Source organism: Enterobacter cloacae complex sp. OE43NF (genome assembly GCF_023544405.1).
Classification (GTDB): domain Bacteria; phylum Pseudomonadota; class Gammaproteobacteria; order Enterobacterales; family Enterobacteriaceae; genus Enterobacter; species Enterobacter cloacae.
Genome location: NZ_JAMJFW010000036.1, coordinates 36,445 through 51,686 on the forward strand (window position 1 = coordinate 36,445; position 15,242 = coordinate 51,686).

A 15,242-nucleotide genomic window follows, 5' to 3' on the forward strand; every position below is an offset into this window, starting at 1 on the left:
TCGAAAGAGTAGAGAAATGACGTATTCAATTACTAAAGCAGAGCAGGAACTTCAGTCCAGACGCGAAGGGCTCAATCTGCGCTGGTATCCGCGTTACCACCTCGCTGCGCGCGCTGGCTGGATGAACGACCCAAATGGCCTGGTCTGGTTTGACGGTTGGTATCACGCTTTTTACCAGCATCATCCGTACTCCACCCAGTGGGGGCCTATGCACTGGGGCCATGCGCGTAGCAAGGATTTAGTTCACTGGGAACATCTCCCCGTTGCGCTGGCGCCAGAAGGGCCTGAAGACAAGGATGGCTGTTTTTCCGGATCGGCGGTGGTGGATGGCGATACGCTGGCGCTGATTTACACCGGACATAAATTCCACGGCGATCCTGATGACGAGGCGAATCTCTACCAGGTGCAATGTCTGGCGACCAGCCGTGACGGCATTCATTTTGTCCGGCAGGGAATGATCGTTGATACCCCGCCAGGTCTGCATCACTTCCGCGACCCGAAAGTGTGGCGTGAAGGGGAGAGCTGGTACATGGTTGTCGGTGCGCGGGACGGTGAGACGGGCCAGGTGCGCGTTTATCGTTCTGCCGATCTGCGCCAGTGGCAGGATATGGGCGTGCTGGCGGTGGCTGAAAAAGAGCTGGGCTACATGTGGGAATGCCCGGACTTTTTCATGCTCAATGGCAAACGCGTGCTGATGTTTTCGCCTCAGGGGATGGCCGCTGAAGGATTCAAAAACCGTAATCTTTTCCAGAGCGGCTATCTGTTGGGCGAGTGGCAGCCCGGGCAGCCTTTTGTGCGGGAAGGTGAGTTTGTGGAGATGGATCGCGGGCATGATTTCTATGCGCCACAAAGTTTCCTCACGCCTGATGGTCGCCGCATCGTTATCGGCTGGCTGGACATGTGGGAATCCTCCCAGCCGGAACAGGAGGACGGCTGGGCTGGCATGCTCTCTTTACCGCGCGAACTGACGCTTGGCGCGGATCACCGTCTGCAAATGCGGCCAGCCAGAGAGGTCGAAGGCCTGCGGGGAGCGTGGTTCCCCTGGCCGGTTAGCACGCTTAACAATCAGCAGATGACTCTGCTGGAACGCTGCGACGCGATGGAGGTTATTCTGCAGTGGGATTGTGCCAATAGCAGTGCCGAGCAGTACGGCATGAGTCTGGGAGAGGGGCTGCGCGTCTACGTGGATGCTCAAATGCAGCGTCTGGTTCTTGAGCGAAACTATCCGCAATATGGCCTGTGCGGGACACGAAGCGTCGCGCTGAACCTGGATAATACGCTTAGTCTGCGTCTGTTCTTCGACAGTTCTTCCGTGGAAGTTTTTGTCAATGAAGGCGACGCGTGTTTAAGCAGCCGAATTTATCCTGAGGCAGGGCGAAGGGAAATAAACGTATTTGCCTGGGGTGGCTCAGCGTTATTATTCGAAGCCGGAGCCTGGCAGCTGGAGTGACGACTTCCCGTTCATTCGCATGGTGAGTTTGCAATAAAGGGGCAGCCACCCCTTTATTGTTGCCGGTTTAGATCATCATTTTGACAGCTGGCTGTTCACAACAATTCCCTTTTCAACCACCAGCGTTAAGGTATATCCCTGTTTATGCCATTTACCGTTGTTTGGTTTCCATCCTTGCCCCAGCAGGAATGCCGCACCGTCATCGATGGTACCGTTCATTACCGCTTCGGCCTCGCGGGAGAGCTGTTTTAAATCACGCGATTGACTTTTATCTGAATTTGCAGTGCATTCGCCGTTAGCTTCCTCAACCTGCGTACATCCTGAATGAGCAAGCTCTTTTCTGTGCTTATGTGTCATTTGTGCATGCTGCACCGCATGAGCCGCATTCGCAAAAGCCGCATTCATCGACGCGTTGCTGATCGCTGCCTGGCGTTGTGATTCTGCGAGATAACAGGTGTCTTTAGAAATGCCTTCATTAAGACACTCCTGCATCCTTGACGCCTTTGTTGAACATCCGCCGAGAAAATACGTTATGCCGAGTATGACTACAGTAAATATCGGTTTTTTCATTGCGCTAACTCTCAAGTTTAATATATGTCGTGATGATAATAATTGTCATCAAAATAACTATCACCGCTAATGACAAGTAAATGATTTTAATTTTAAACACCAGTAGATCATTTAATTGCGATCTTGCTTTGATATAAACAAAGCATGTCATTGCAAGAGCAGATATCTAAATTATTTCAGGAATTTAAACGCAACTTGCGATTAATGGTTTTACTCTATGTGGTTGTTTTTAATTACCAGCCAAGCCCTATACCCGCCCCTACAGCATAATCGTTATTCGTTGTGGTGGTGACACCCGCTTTCACAATGGCATGTTCACCCGCATGGAAGGACGCGCCTACCGCAACGGCGCTTTCGTCATGAAAAGTCCCGGCACCCGCACTCACCATAAACGTTTGATCCCGCTCGACTTGCGGCATTGAAGCGATAGCAACGGCACCGGCGATTCCACTACGGGACTCTTTTTTATTATCGTCCACGTCGTCTTTAAGGCTTTTAAACTGTGCGTTAGAACTTTTTTGCTGCTGAATAAGCATTTGTCGGGCCGCGTTGAGCTCCTGTGCTTGCCCGGTTGTTTGCGTAGTCAGCGTATTGATCTGTTTAACGGCGGCTGTATCAGTGACATTACGGGTGATAATCGTCGTCACGCCGTCTTTGCCCGGACGGCCATCACGACCATTAATGACCTGGTTATGTTGACCGTCTAAATGTGTTGCCTGCGCGGTTTTCAACGCCGTTGCAGAACCATCAACAGAGGTTTGTATTGGGTCAACTGCAATTTGTTTCACGGGAGTTTTCTGCGGCGGCAGAACAGGCGTGGGCGCCTGACCAGGCTCAATATGCTGCCCGTCCAGGTGAGGGGCTAATAATACTGGCTGTGGTGCAACCGGTGTTTGTTGCGTCGGCAGGGTAATAACAGGCGTGGCAGTAAACTGCTCATTCTTTGCGGAAATTTATGCGTCCCCCCAACTGGATGTAACCGGCGAGGTAGCGGCAAGAACTGCTGTGCCAGGAACAGAAGTTAAAATAAAAACAGATATGGCGGTTTTAATACATTTCATTTCCAAACTCTCATCAATAAAATTATTTCGCTATCCTGGCGGGAGGATATAACGTCTTGTTATATTTAATTTAAAAAAGGAGGTTACGGTGATTTTTTCTAAATCACTTTTTTTGTAACGCGCAGCAACTATCCCGGATATTCACGTTTTATTTATTGATCTTCATCAATACTGGCACGCATGGCTAAAAAGGGGAGTTTGAGAGCGGATTGAACTACTCATTATAAAACAAGGAGTTAATTTTTATGGGGATTGACGGGCGTTCTTGGGTAAAACTAAGAATACATTAATCTTGCTTATCTGTTTTCGTCAAAAAATTACATTATTACGCCTGTTTAATTAATTTATTTAAAGCATCTTTTGTTTTTCCTTTCTATTGATTTCGTTATTTGTTTTGAATGAAACTTTTATGATTGCCTCTGTAAAATATTTTCTACATGAAAAAATATCATGTTGTAACGGTTTAAAAACAACGAATTTATCGTGTTTAGGTAACAATGATTTAATTATCGCGAAACGTATAGCTAAAAAATACAGGAATGATCTCCCTACGATAAGCTGCGGCCACATGCTGCATGCGACTGGACTTGTAGAAACCCCTTGCACCGTGGCCTTCGCTACGGTTACACTAAATTCAAGCAAATGTTTGTATTTAAGTTTTTGTTTTAAAAGTATTTTGACTCGGGGTGCCCTTCTTTGTGAAGGCTGAGAAATACCCGTATTACCTGATCTGGATAATGCCAGCGTAGGGAAGTCAGATGCCTTCCCGGTCATCGCTTCTTCACGCAAGGCAGGAGCGAACCCATGCAGCCTGACCTGCTCGATTTAGACGTTTTACACCACTTCCGAACCCGTTCCCCGCTCACGCACTGTATGACCAATGATGTCGTGCAAACCTTTACGGCCAACGTTCTGCTGGCGCTTGGCGCTTCTCCGGCAATGGTGATTGAAGCCGAAGAGGCCGAGCAGTTTGCCGGGATGGCCGATGCGCTGCTGATTAACGTCGGTACCCTCACCCCCCCCCGCGCCCAGTCGATGCGTCGGGCCATCGAGAGCGCGGTGGCGGCAGGCAAGCCCTGGACGCTTGACCCGGTTGCGGTGGGCGCTCTGGCGTTCCGTACCCGCTTTTGTCATCAGATCCTTGCCCTGAAACCAACCGCCATTCGCGGCAATGCGTCGGAAATTCTCGCCCTTGCGGGGATGAGCGCAGGGGGACGCGGTGTCGATACCACCGACACCGCCGCTGCCGCGCTGCCCGCCGCACAGGCGCTGGCTCGCCAGACCAATGCCATTGTGGCAGTTACGGGGGAGGTGGATTACGTTACCGACGGCCTGCGCACCCGAACGGTTGTGGGCGGCGATCCGTTAATGACCCGCGTGGTGGGCACCGGGTGTGCGCTCTCGGCGGTGGTGGCGGCGAGTTGTTCTCTGCCGGGGGAGCGGCTGGATAATGTTGCCGCTGCCTGCGGATGGATGAAGCGTGCCGGAACGATCGCCGTTGCGCAGTCTCACGGGCCGGGCAGCTTTGCCAGCGCGTTCCTTGATGCGCTGCACAACCTGGAGGCACAGGTATGAAACGAATTAATGCTCTGACGATTGCCGGTACCGATCCAAGCGGCGGTGCCGGTATCCAGGCCGACCTGAAAACGTTCTCGGCTCTTGGCGCTTACGGCTGCTCGGTGATCACCGCCCTGGTGGCGCAAAACACCCGTGGCGTGCAGTCGGTCTACCGTATCGAGCCGGATTTTGTCGGTGCCCAGCTGGACTCGGTATTCAGCGATGTGCGCATCGACACCACCAAAATTGGAATGCTGGCAGAAACGGATATCGTCGAAGCGGTGGCCGAGCGGCTGCAACGTTATCAGGTGCAAAATGTGGTGCTGGATACGGTGATGCTGGCTAAAAGCGGTGACCCGCTGCTCTCTGCCTCTGCTGTTGAGACATTGCGCAAGAAACTGCTGCCGCAGGTGGCGCTGATTACGCCAAATCTGCCGGAAGCGGCCGCACTGTTAGACGCGCCACACGCGCAGAACGAACGTGAGATGAAAGAGCAGGGGAACGCCCTGCTGGCGATGGGGTGCGGCGCGGTGCTAATGAAAGGCGGCCATCTCGATGACGATGAAAGCCCGGACTGGCTCTTTACCCGCGACGGTGAACTGCGTTTCACGGCCCCGCGCGTGCATACCAAAAATACCCACGGTACGGGGTGCACGCTCTCTGCCGCGCTGGCGGCGCTGCGTCCACGGCACAACAGCTGGGACGATACGGTACGCGAGGCCAAAACATGGCTCTCGGCCGCGCTGGCAAAAGCCGATACTCTGGAAGTGGGTCACGGTATTGGGCCGGTTCATCATTTTCATGCATGGTGGTAAGCCAGTATACTGGCAGGAAACACCACGCCTGAGAAAACAGAGATGGAACAAGCGCATACCCGGTTAATCGCTCAACTGAATGAACGGATCGCCGCGCCCGACAACATGCCGCTGTATCTGAAATTTGCCGAAACGGTAAAAAACGCGGTACGCAGCGGAGTGCTGGAGCACGGGAATATTCTGCCCGGCGAGCGCGATCTGAGCCAGTTAACCGGGGTGTCGCGCATTACCGTGCGCAAAGCGATGCAGGCGCTGGAAGAAGAGGGCGTAGTAACGCGCGCCCGGGGGTACGGGACACAGATCAACAACATCTTCGAATATTCGCTCAAGGAAGCGCGCGGGTTTTCCCAGCAGGTGGTGCTGCGTGGTAAAAAACCTAACACGCTATGGGTGAATAAACGGGTGGTGAAGTGTCCGGAAGAGGTGGCCAGCCAGCTGTCGGTACCCCCGGACAGCGAGGTATTCTTGCTTAAGCGCATTCGTTACGTTGACGATGACGCGGTGTCGATTGAGGAGTCCTGGGTTCCGGTTGAGTTAATTCATGACCCGGACGCAATTGGCATCTCGCTGTACGACTACTTCCGTAGCCAGAATATCTTTCCGCAACGCACCCGCTCCCGGGTCAGCGCCCGGATGCCGGACAGCGAGTTTCAGGCGTATATCAGTATGGATGACAAAATACCGGTACTGGTGATCAAGCAGGTTGCGCTGGACCAGCAGCACCGGCCGATTGAGTACAGCATCAGCTACTGTCGCAGCGACCTATACGTCTTTGTGTGCGAGGAGTAATGCCTCGCGCGTCGGCGCGCAATCCCCGCCGCGGTGGCTGACCACCCAGGCCGCCACGGCATTCCCCAGCGTCACGGCATCCGCCAGACGCCATCCTGCCGCCAGACCGGCAAGCGTACCGCCCGCATGGCTGTCGCCTGCGCCAATGGTATCGACGACGGTGGCGGGAAACGCAGGAACATAACCCGATGCGTCGCCTTCATACCAGGCTGCGCCATCTTTGTCGTGACGAATAATCAGCGCGGCGCCATAACGGTGCTGCCACTGCACGCCTAAGGTATCAACGTCCATGCCAGCGCGCTCTGCGGCAATCTGCGCCTCCTGACGATTGAGCGACACGATAGGTTTCAGGGCCATGATCCGCGCCATCAGCGCGTCGGGAATATCAGCAATGCGGGGGCCAAAATCGATAAACGCGGTGACGTTTTCCAGCGACTCCAGCCAGCGTGTGAGCAGTTCGCCCGATGGCGATGCCAGCTGATAGCCGGACAGATACACCAGGCTACCCGGTGGGACGTTCAGCCCATCCAGCCAGTGCGGCTGCCACTGGTTCTCCACGCCACTAAACGACATAAAGGTGCGTTCGCCATCAGGCTCTACCAGCGCCAGACACCAGCCGTTATCGCCCGCTTCGGCCTCCACGGCGCTGTGCAGATCCTGTCTTGCCATGGCGTTACGGATGATCTCCGCCCATACGCCGTGGCCGACGGGCAGGGCGTTTTGCGCCGCAATGCCGAGCCGCTTCAGGGCGATGGCAATATTCAGCGCACAGCCGCCGATATTCACCCCTTGTTGTTTCAGCTCGATATCGCATCCGCGCCAGGGCAGGGCGTACGCGTCGGCGATCACGTCGATGACCGCCGCGCCCAGCACCGTGACCGGGCGTGTGGCCTGTAATGTTTCAAGACGCTGGGCTAACGTACTCATACGCCCTCCCTTTGCTCCCGGTAGTGCAGCAGTTTTTCGCAATAGTAGTCAAAATCGAGCCGGTTTTCGGTATCGAGTTCATCCTTCAGCGCCGGGTCAATTGCCTGCACGCCGTGCAGTGCCCCGCAGATGGCCGTTGCCATCGCCCCGATGGTGTCTGTATCACCACCGAGGTTGGCGCACAAAATCGCGCAGCGGTTAGGGTCCGTGCCGGCCAGCTCCACCATCGCAATCGCCGCCGGAACGGACTCAATGGTGCTGGTGCCCGCACCAATAAGCTGATAAACCTGCTCGCTGGCGGAGTCGATGCCGTGTGCTTCCCGCACGGTCTTAAGCGCCAGTTCAATACGAGCCGCCAGCGAGGCGCTGAAGGTGGTGGTATTCGCCTCCTGTGCGTAGCGGGCAATGCCGGGCAGGGCATCGACGATGTTCTGCCAGCGCTCGCCGTCGATGGCGCGCGAAACCGCCCAGGCAATCACCACGGCCCCGGCGATGGCGAGGTCCGATTTATGCGTCGGGCTGGAGGCCAGCGCGACCTGCCCGACAAAATGTTCCAGCCGCGTCGCCGGTAGCAGGCAGCCCAGCGGGGAAGCCCGCATCGCCGCCCCGTTGGTCACACCGTTGTTGTCCAGTTCACTGACGGGTTTGCCGTCGCGGATGGCGTTAAGCGCGATTTTTGAGGTGGGACCCAGCACGTTTTTATTAAAGGCATCGAAGTCCAGCGCCCAGTTCAGGATGTGTTTGCCGATGATATCCGCGTCAATCTCCCCGTCGCATTCGATAATCGCATCGGCCAGGCACAGTGCCATCGAAGTATCATCGGTAAACTCCGCGCGCTTAAAATAGCAGGCCGCGTTATTCTCTGCCGGGCCGGGTAAGAAGCGGTCGATCCAGCCGAAGTGCGCTTTGACGCGCTTTCTTGGCCACAGCTCGGAGGGCATACCCATCGCATCCCCTAACGCCTGCCCGTAAAGAGCACCGAGAATACGTTCTTGTTTCATTTAACTTCCCCTTGTGTCAGCGCAGCATCGCCATCAACCACCTCAATTGCGGTGATCTCTTTGTCCGATTCGCGGAAAAACAGCATAAACAGCACGGCGATCACGGCAATCATGATCGCACCGAATGTCCACATTCCGGCCCAGTTGAAGGTCAGCCCATTCACCGGCTCTTTGTAAGCGAACATTTTTTCCATCATCACGCCGCCCAGGCGGTAACCCAGCAGGCTACCAAATCCCTGATAGCACAGCGTAATCAGGCCTTGCGCAGCCGTACGCATATGCGCCGGCGCTTTTTTATCCACGTAGATATATGCGGTTACATAGTAGAAGTCGTAGCTCACCCCGTGCAGCAGAATGCCGAGGAACAGCAACGCATAGGTGAAGTATTGTTCCGCGCCGCCGTAAACAAAGAAACCGTAGCGGATGGCGGCCGTGAGCAGGCCCAGCAGTAAGACCTTCTTAATACCAAAGCGTTTAGTGAAGAACGGCAGCGCCAGCATAAAGAAGATTTCAGAGAACTGGCCGAGCGTCATCCAGCCGGTGGCGTTTTTCATCCCCACTTCGGTGAGATAGCCGTTGGCGAAGATGTAATAGAAGGCCAGCGGCATCGCGAACAGGAAAGAGCAGAAGAAGAATACCAGGAAGTTTTTGTCGCGCAGCAGGATCAGCGCGTCCAGACCGAGCATCACTTTGAAATCCAGCTTGCCGGTACTTTTCGGCGGCGTATTCGGCAGGAAAAGGGCAAACACACCCAGCAGGGCAGAGCTGGCTGCGGTCATCAGCAGCGGAATATTGGTATCAGAGATATCGCTATAGCCCAGCATCTGCGGCAGGAACCCGCATGCCAGACCGGAGGCGATCCAGCCGATAGTGCCCATCACGCGAATACGCGGGAAATCGGCTTCCACGTCATCGACGTTGGCGAAGGCAATACTGTTGGTCAGCGCAATGGTGGGCATATAGGTAAGAGAGTAGGCCAGCAGCAGCGGGAAGAAGGTGCTGAACTGGGTTTGCTGTGCGGCGAAGTACATCAGAACGGCACCGGCAAACATCAGAACCGCCAGCACTTTCTGGGCGGCAAAGAAACGGTCGGTCAGCGAGCCGACGAGAATAGGCGACAGGATCGCCGCAATGGCCGTACAGGCGTAGGACCAGCCAATCTCCCCGGCGGTAAAGCCACTTTTGCTCAGCCATAGCCACAGCGGCACAAACCACGCTCCCCAGATAAACCATTCAACAAACATCATGAATGACAGTTGGACTTTCGTTTTCATTGTTTAATCCTGCATGTCAGTGAGAGTACGCCTTTAACATACCATTCAATAATACCTTTAAAATACCTTTGTGGTGATTGTTTGATCAATGTAACAGTTTTGTTGTACACGAATCGAGCCAGCAGATTGTGCTGAAAAAAAATGCAAATGCTGGAAAATCTGTTAAGTCGGTACCAGGCTTAGTCTGCCCATAAAAATGTGGGTCTGGATAAACACTCACCGACATGACGTCGGAATTACGGGAGCATCGCTATGACTGATATTGCGCAGTTGCTTGGCAAAGACGCCGACAGCCTTTTACAGCATCGTTGTATGACCATTCCAGCCGACCAGCTTTATCTGCCCGGCCACGACTACGTTGACCGCGTGATGGTGGATAACAACCGTCCACCGGCCGTGCTGCGAAATATGCAGACGCTCTATAATACCGGGCGGCTGGGCGGTACCGGGTATCTCTCGATTCTGCCGGTTGACCAGGGCGTTGAGCACTCGGCAGGCGCCTCCTTTGCAGCCAATCCGCTCTACTTTGATCCGAAGAACATTGTTGAGCTGGCGATTGAAGCGGGCTGTAACTGTGTGGCCTCTACCTATGGCGTGCTGGCGTCTGTTTCACGGCGTTATGCCCACCGCATTCCTTTCCTCGTCAAACTGAACCACAACGAGACGCTCAGCTACCCAACCGAATATGACCAGACCCTCTACGCCAGCGTGGAGCAGGCGTTCAATATGGGCGCAGTAGCGGTTGGGGCAACGATCTACTTCGGCTCTGAGCAGTCCCGTCGTCAGATTGAAGAGATTTCCGCTGCCTTTGAACGCGCCCATGAACTCGGGATGGTGACCGTGCTGTGGGCGTATCTGCGTAACTCCGCATTTAAAAAAGACGGGGTGGATTACCACGTCTCAGCTGACCTGACCGGTCAGGCGAACCACCTGGCCGCAACCATTGGCGCTGACATCGTGAAGCAGAAAATGGCCGAAAATAACGGCGGCTATAAGGCGGTGAACTTCGGTTATACCGATGACCGTGTCTACAGCAAGCTGACCAGCGATAACCCGATCGACCTGGTGCGCTACCAGCTGGCGAACTGCTACATGGGACGCGCCGGGCTGATTAACTCCGGCGGTGCGGCGGGTGGAGATACTGACCTGTCTGACGCGGTACGCACGGCGGTTATCAACAAACGCGCAGGCGGTATGGGGCTGATACTTGGCCGTAAAGCGTTTAAGAAATCGATGGCTGACGGCGTGAAGCTGATCAATGCAGTTCAGGATGTTTATCTGGACAGCAAAGTGACGATCGCCTGAGTACTCCCTCTCCCGGTGGGCTGAGGGATCCCCATAGCACAGACGGCTCCCTCTCCCTTTGGGAGAGGGCTGGGGTGAGGGGGAACATACGGCTATGGAGGTCATTCCGTTCACTTCATGTTCCTTGCTACTCTGTAACAACATGACCCGTGAACGTGCCAGGGCGGCTCAATCGCCGCCGCCCTGGCGACCCGGGCTCCCGGCGGTAAATCGCCGCTTCGCGGTGCCTTCGGCTTATTCCTTCCGGCTTATCGGGGACGGGCGGATGTAACGTCCCTGTAAAGCCGCCCTCTCGGCGCATCCCTGCGCCTCGCCCCGGCCTGCAGGAAACGCCTCAGCGATTTACAGCCGGACCAGGGCGTCGCTGTAAGTCATTCATTTTCCTGAAGCAACATTCATCGCTTTCGGTAAAAAATTACTGGGGAACCCTCAGCCCAGTGGGAGAGTACTGGGCTGAGGGATTAGCGCAGAAGCACACAATCCGGCGGCAACCGGCACAGCAGTGCACTGGGCAACACCTCTATGCGGAAATGCTCCCCGTTCAACGGTTCCCCATCCAGATTAAACGTCATCCCGTGCGGGGCATTCACTTCGAACCACGCGGATTTTCCGGCAATAATGTTCGGGCTCTCTTCGGGCTGCGTCAGCGTGGTAAATAGCGCGGGCAGCAGGCCGTCGCCGGTGAAAATACGCAGCTGAAGCTGACCGTCATTAATCAGCGCCTCCGGGCAAAGCTGCTGCCCGCCGCCTGCCTGACGACCGTTGCCAATACCAATCACCAGCGCATCTCCCTGCCACTGGAAATCCTCGCCGCGAATTTCACAGCGGTCCGGCTTGAGGGTGTCCATGCGCATCAGACCGTGGATCAGATAAGAGACACCGCCCAGCGCCGCTTTGAGTTTTTCCGGCGTTTCGCTGGTGATCCGCGTGCCGAACCCGCCCGTCGCCATGTTGATAAAGCAGGTTTTGTCATTCACCTGCGCAATGTCCACGGCGGTAGCTTTGCCGAGGATCGCCAGTTGCAGGGCTTTACTCAACTCCTCCGGAATGCCAGCGCTGGTGGCAAAATCATTGGCGGTACCGAGCGGTAAAATGCCCATCACCGGACGGTCTTCGCTGGGCAGGTCGACAAGCGCAGAGGCGATCTCATTGATGGTGCCGTCGCCGCCGCCGGAGATAATGGTTTCGACACCCAACGTCAGGCCTTCATGGATATACCGTGCCGCGTCGCCTTTTTCCCACGTGACCCGTACATGGATCCGCGCCCCGTCTTCCCGCAAATCAGTGATTGCCTGACGCAGCAGATCGTTGCCTGCACTTTTACCATTGAGAATCAATAAACTGTCTGGATAGGTTGCCATCCTCGCTGCTCCCTTTTTTAGCGTTAGTAAGAGTGTATAGCAGTGCGGAAAAAAGCGGGTAAGAACAGGATGAAAGGGAAAAATAAGGCCGCGTAAGCGGGGCCGTTATACCGCCAAACGAAGCCCGTAGCGCTTACATAGCATGCTCCTGTCAATTGCGGTTATCATTTGAGCCCTGACATTTGCTTTGTCTCAATTTTCAACTGCTTACGCCAGACACGGTTATGTAGCGTTAGTGCAATGGAACGGTAAAAAATCGATGTATTCATCCACATGATGTTCAGACAGAAAAATCCCAGACCCAATAAAGAGGTTATTTGCGGCGTGTAATTGTCAACGGGGCCGAATAAAAGCGAAATCCATGTCGAGAGGAAATAAACGATGCTCATCAAGCCTGTCAGCGTAATGACAAAAATATGCAGTTTATATCCAGACAAAGAACCCCTTGTCGTCATAAACATCGTGCTCATCACTGCCAGACAATACACACTTGCTGCACTGAATACTCCCATCATGACTTTAAACTCTGGCAATTCAAGCCAGCGAAACAGCATCAACCAGAGGGAAACCTGCAGCATGGCGTAGCAAAAAATAGCAAGTAAGGTACTCAATGCCAAAGGAATTCCTGTCATATGTACACCCACAGGAACGCCAAACTGCGCTTTTAACTCTTCTTTTAATGACTCAAGCTGCTGAAGATCATCGGTCGCCATTTTACTTGTAACCACAGCACTTAATGCAAGGCTATTTTTAATGTATTTCATCATGGCTGGGTTAATAACTTCCTGTAAATGAAAAAGACTGAATTAAACCGAAAACATATTTACCCGTTTGTGCAACATTCTGCGGATTCCTGATATTACCTGAGATAGCGCTTCCAACAAAGGCTGAGGAATTTGAAATGGTGTTTAACAACTCACGCTGTAAGAGCAGCTGCAATGCTTCTGACGGGTAACGTTTAGGATAAACGCCTGCTTTCATAGCTGCTTTTACACCTGAATTCGAGATGCCGGGATTACGGATACGAATAATCTCCTCTGTTAATCGCGTACGGTCAGCCCGGCTCATTTTTTGCAATAAAGAGAGTAAACTTTCAGACGATGAGCGGTTGAGAAGGCGATAGGTTAATGCAGCGCTTTTTAGGCCCGCAGCTGCTCCGGCAAGAGAAATCGCATCAAGAGCCGTGTTCGTCGCAGTGTACCACTCTTGAGAGTCCATCCACGCGACATAGTCATTATGATTCATAGCAATCAACGATAGTCGGCCAAGCCCATTTGCACATTGAATCCCTGTCGCTACACCGCCGGCCAGAATCACAGCGGCTACCGCACCGGAAGAGCCAGCGGTCAGAGGAATTGCCATACCGGCACCTGCAGCAAGTACAACAGTAAGAATTGCGGCTCCGCACGAAATAGCCGTTGAACCAATTTCAGTCGCTAAGGAAGGGGATTGAATCGTCGTCGTTGTTGCCTGAACGGGGTTATTTGATGAGGTATTTACTTTGGTTATGACTACATGACTTACCAGGCTTTCGTTTGGTGTCGCAATCCGTCTTGATGGTCGTACTAACCACTGACGTGAACCGTCTGAGTAAATAATCCCGGCGTGGTTAAAATTTCTATTACAGTCCAGTTGACTTGCAAGTGCTGTGAAATTTATATCACCGCCAGAGGCAAGACCAAGACTGCGCGCGAGTTCGTAATTAGGAATATCCTTTAAAGACTGACCAAGGAATGTCATTTCATCTCTCCATCCGTGTGTAAATGTATAGTGTTAATAAATCAAGAGTAAAGGTCCTGTTATGACTGGCAATTAGGAATGTTCCGAATAGTGCTCCCCCCTACCTGAACCATTAAAATATGTGACAAGGATCCTATCTTCGCTCGATTCTCTTAATGATATGCCACAATGCCGTCACGAATCTCCACCCATAATATGTAGGTATCCCGCATAATCGTGCCATTCATATTTAGAGATCATCCGGCATAATCACTCTGCCAACGAAGGAGATCGCTATGCGTAAAGCCCGTTTTACTGAGCATCAGATCATCGCTGTGATTGAGTTGGTTGAAGCCGGACGAACCGTTAAAGATGTCTGCCGGGAGGCCGGTATCTCTGAAGCCACCTACTAAAACTGGAAGTCCAGATACGGTGGCATGGAAGCTTCTGATATTAAAAAAATCAAGGATCTTGAGGACGAGAACCGCCGTCTAAAACAGATGTTTGTCGACCTTAGCCTGGAGAACCGGGCGCTGAAAGACGTTATCGAAAAAAATCTTTAAAACCAGCCTTTAAGCGTGAGCTGGTCACTCATCTGATAACGACGTTCGGACTCAGTATTCGTCAGGCCTGCCGGAGTCTTAATCTGAGCAGAACGGTTTACCATTACCGCCCGGATACCACACATGATGAGACCGTTATTGCCGCATTGCAGGCGGTGGCTGAACGATATCCACGATATGGTTTTCCGAAGCTTTACCAGGTTTTGCGACGGCAGGGATATCCGTGGAATCACAAAAAGCTCCACCGTATTTACTGTCTGCTGAAGCTGAATTTTCGCCGTAAGGGCAAACAACGGCTGCCGGTACGCAATCCCTCACCAATGGCCACGTCGGAAGCGCTGAACCAGAGCTGGTCTGTCGATTTTATGCATGATGAGCTGGCCTGTGGCCGTCGTTTTCGCACATTCAATGTCGTTGATGACTTTAACCGTGAGGCGTTGTCGATTGAAATCGATCTGAATCTGCCTGCTTTGCGAGTGGTTCGTGTTCTCGACAGGATCGCGGCAAACCGTGGCTATCCGGTCATGCTGCGCATGGATAATGGTTCGGAATTTATCTCTCTGGCGCTGGCTGAATGGGCTGAGAGGCACGCAGTAAAACTGGAGTTTATCCAGCCAGGTAAGCCGACGCAGAATGCTTTCATCGAGCGTTTTAACAGGACACACCGTACAGAAATACTCGATTTTTATCTGTTCAGAACGCTGAATGAAGGGCGGGAAATCACGGAGAAATGGTTATCATAATATAACTATGAACGCCCGCATGAATCACTGAATAATATGAAACCGGAGGAATATCGACAGCACAATTATTTGGCCGGGATCTCAAAAAATGCCTGGAACTAAAACGG

13 protein-coding genes, 1 pseudogene and 1 riboswitch are annotated in these 15,242 nt (G+C 53.3%); of the genes and pseudogenes, 6 read left to right on the forward strand and 8 right to left on the reverse strand.

From position 1 onward, the window contains the following. The first annotated feature begins 16 nt into the window (after positions 1-16). On the forward strand, positions 17-1,450 hold the full coding sequence (locus M8370_RS16560) for a glycoside hydrolase family 32 protein (protein ID WP_250021403.1): 1,434 nt from the start codon (positions 17-19) through the stop codon (positions 1,448-1,450). Positions 1,451-1,525: 75 nt separating this feature from the next. Here M8370_RS16560 and M8370_RS16565 read toward each other — a convergent pair whose 3' ends face one another. Further along, entirely contained in the window at positions 1,526-2,020 is a 495-nt protein-coding gene (locus tag M8370_RS16565; protein ID WP_250021404.1) for a hypothetical protein, read from the reverse strand. Positions 2,021-2,253: 233 nt separating this feature from the next. Continuing rightward, the gene (locus M8370_RS23510) at positions 2,254-2,808 is read right to left on the reverse strand and encodes a YadA C-terminal domain-containing protein (protein WP_250021406.1); all 555 of its coding nucleotides are present in this window, start codon (positions 2,806-2,808) and stop codon (positions 2,254-2,256) included. 945 nt (positions 2,809-3,753) lie between these two features. Continuing rightward, positions 3,754-3,850: riboswitch (TPP riboswitch) on the forward strand. Positions 3,851-3,885: 35 nt separating this feature from the next. Here M8370_RS23510 and thiM point away from each other — a divergent pair. Genes thiM through M8370_RS16585 form a run of 3 tightly spaced genes read left to right on the forward strand, consistent with a single transcriptional unit; the run spans position 3,886 to position 6,242 of the window. Beyond that, positions 3,886-4,656, forward strand: a complete 771-nt coding sequence (gene thiM, locus M8370_RS16575) for a hydroxyethylthiazole kinase (RefSeq protein WP_250021407.1) — start codon at positions 3,886-3,888, stop codon at positions 4,654-4,656. Then, complete coding sequence (gene thiD / locus M8370_RS16580; RefSeq protein WP_038420163.1) at positions 4,653-5,453, forward strand: bifunctional hydroxymethylpyrimidine kinase/phosphomethylpyrimidine kinase; 801 nt, start codon at positions 4,653-4,655, stop codon at positions 5,451-5,453. Before thiM ends, thiD begins: the two co-directional genes overlap by 4 nt. A gap of 42 nt (positions 5,454-5,495) precedes the next feature. Then, on the forward strand, positions 5,496-6,242 hold the full coding sequence (locus tag M8370_RS16585; protein WP_250021411.1) for a GntR family transcriptional regulator: 747 nt from the start codon (positions 5,496-5,498) through the stop codon (positions 6,240-6,242). On the opposite strand, the gene M8370_RS16590 is transcribed toward M8370_RS16585, so the two are convergent. Genes M8370_RS16590 through M8370_RS16600 form a run of 3 tightly spaced genes read right to left on the reverse strand, consistent with a single transcriptional unit; the run spans position 6,216 to position 9,444 of the window. Continuing rightward, positions 6,216-7,169, reverse strand: a complete 954-nt coding sequence (locus tag M8370_RS16590) for a PfkB family carbohydrate kinase (RefSeq protein ID WP_038979523.1) — start codon at positions 7,167-7,169, stop codon at positions 6,216-6,218. The two genes, M8370_RS16585 and M8370_RS16590, sit on opposite strands and share 27 nt — an antisense overlap. Further along, the gene (locus M8370_RS16595) at positions 7,166-8,170 is read right to left on the reverse strand and encodes an ADP-ribosylglycohydrolase family protein (protein WP_029881785.1); all 1,005 of its coding nucleotides are present in this window, start codon (positions 8,168-8,170) and stop codon (positions 7,166-7,168) included. The genes M8370_RS16590 and M8370_RS16595 overlap by 4 nt, the downstream gene beginning before the upstream one ends. Next, on the reverse strand, positions 8,167-9,444 hold the full coding sequence (locus M8370_RS16600) for a nucleoside permease (protein ID WP_250021412.1): 1,278 nt from the start codon (positions 9,442-9,444) through the stop codon (positions 8,167-8,169). The genes M8370_RS16595 and M8370_RS16600 overlap by 4 nt, the downstream gene beginning before the upstream one ends. A gap of 252 nt (positions 9,445-9,696) precedes the next feature. Here M8370_RS16600 and fbaB point away from each other — a divergent pair, with 252 nt between their 5' ends. Next, positions 9,697-10,749 (forward strand): class I fructose-bisphosphate aldolase, encoded by a 1,053-nt coding sequence (gene fbaB, locus M8370_RS16605; protein ID WP_008500869.1) that lies wholly within the window; start codon positions 9,697-9,699, stop codon positions 10,747-10,749. Between the two features lie 461 nt (positions 10,750-11,210). Here fbaB and yegS read toward each other — a convergent pair whose 3' ends face one another. The 3 genes from yegS to ssp4 form a co-directional block, all read right to left on the reverse strand. Next, a complete protein-coding gene (gene yegS / locus M8370_RS16610; RefSeq protein WP_250021414.1) occupies positions 11,211-12,110 on the reverse strand; it encodes a lipid kinase YegS in 900 nt (299 codons plus the stop codon). A 164-nt stretch (positions 12,111-12,274) separates the two neighbouring features. After that, positions 12,275-12,877, reverse strand: coding sequence for a hypothetical protein (locus M8370_RS16615; protein ID WP_250021415.1), 603 nt, complete (start codon positions 12,875-12,877; stop codon positions 12,275-12,277). Positions 12,878-12,884: 7 nt separating this feature from the next. Continuing rightward, the gene (gene ssp4, locus M8370_RS16620) at positions 12,885-13,850 is read right to left on the reverse strand and encodes an Ssp4 family T6SS effector (protein ID WP_164987582.1); all 966 of its coding nucleotides are present in this window, start codon (positions 13,848-13,850) and stop codon (positions 12,885-12,887) included. A 275-nt stretch (positions 13,851-14,125) separates the two neighbouring features. On the opposite strand from ssp4, the pseudogene M8370_RS16625 reads away from it, so the two are divergent. Then, positions 14,126-15,237 (forward strand): annotated as a pseudogene (locus tag M8370_RS16625) (IS3 family transposase). Positions 15,238-15,242 lie beyond the last annotated feature (5 nt).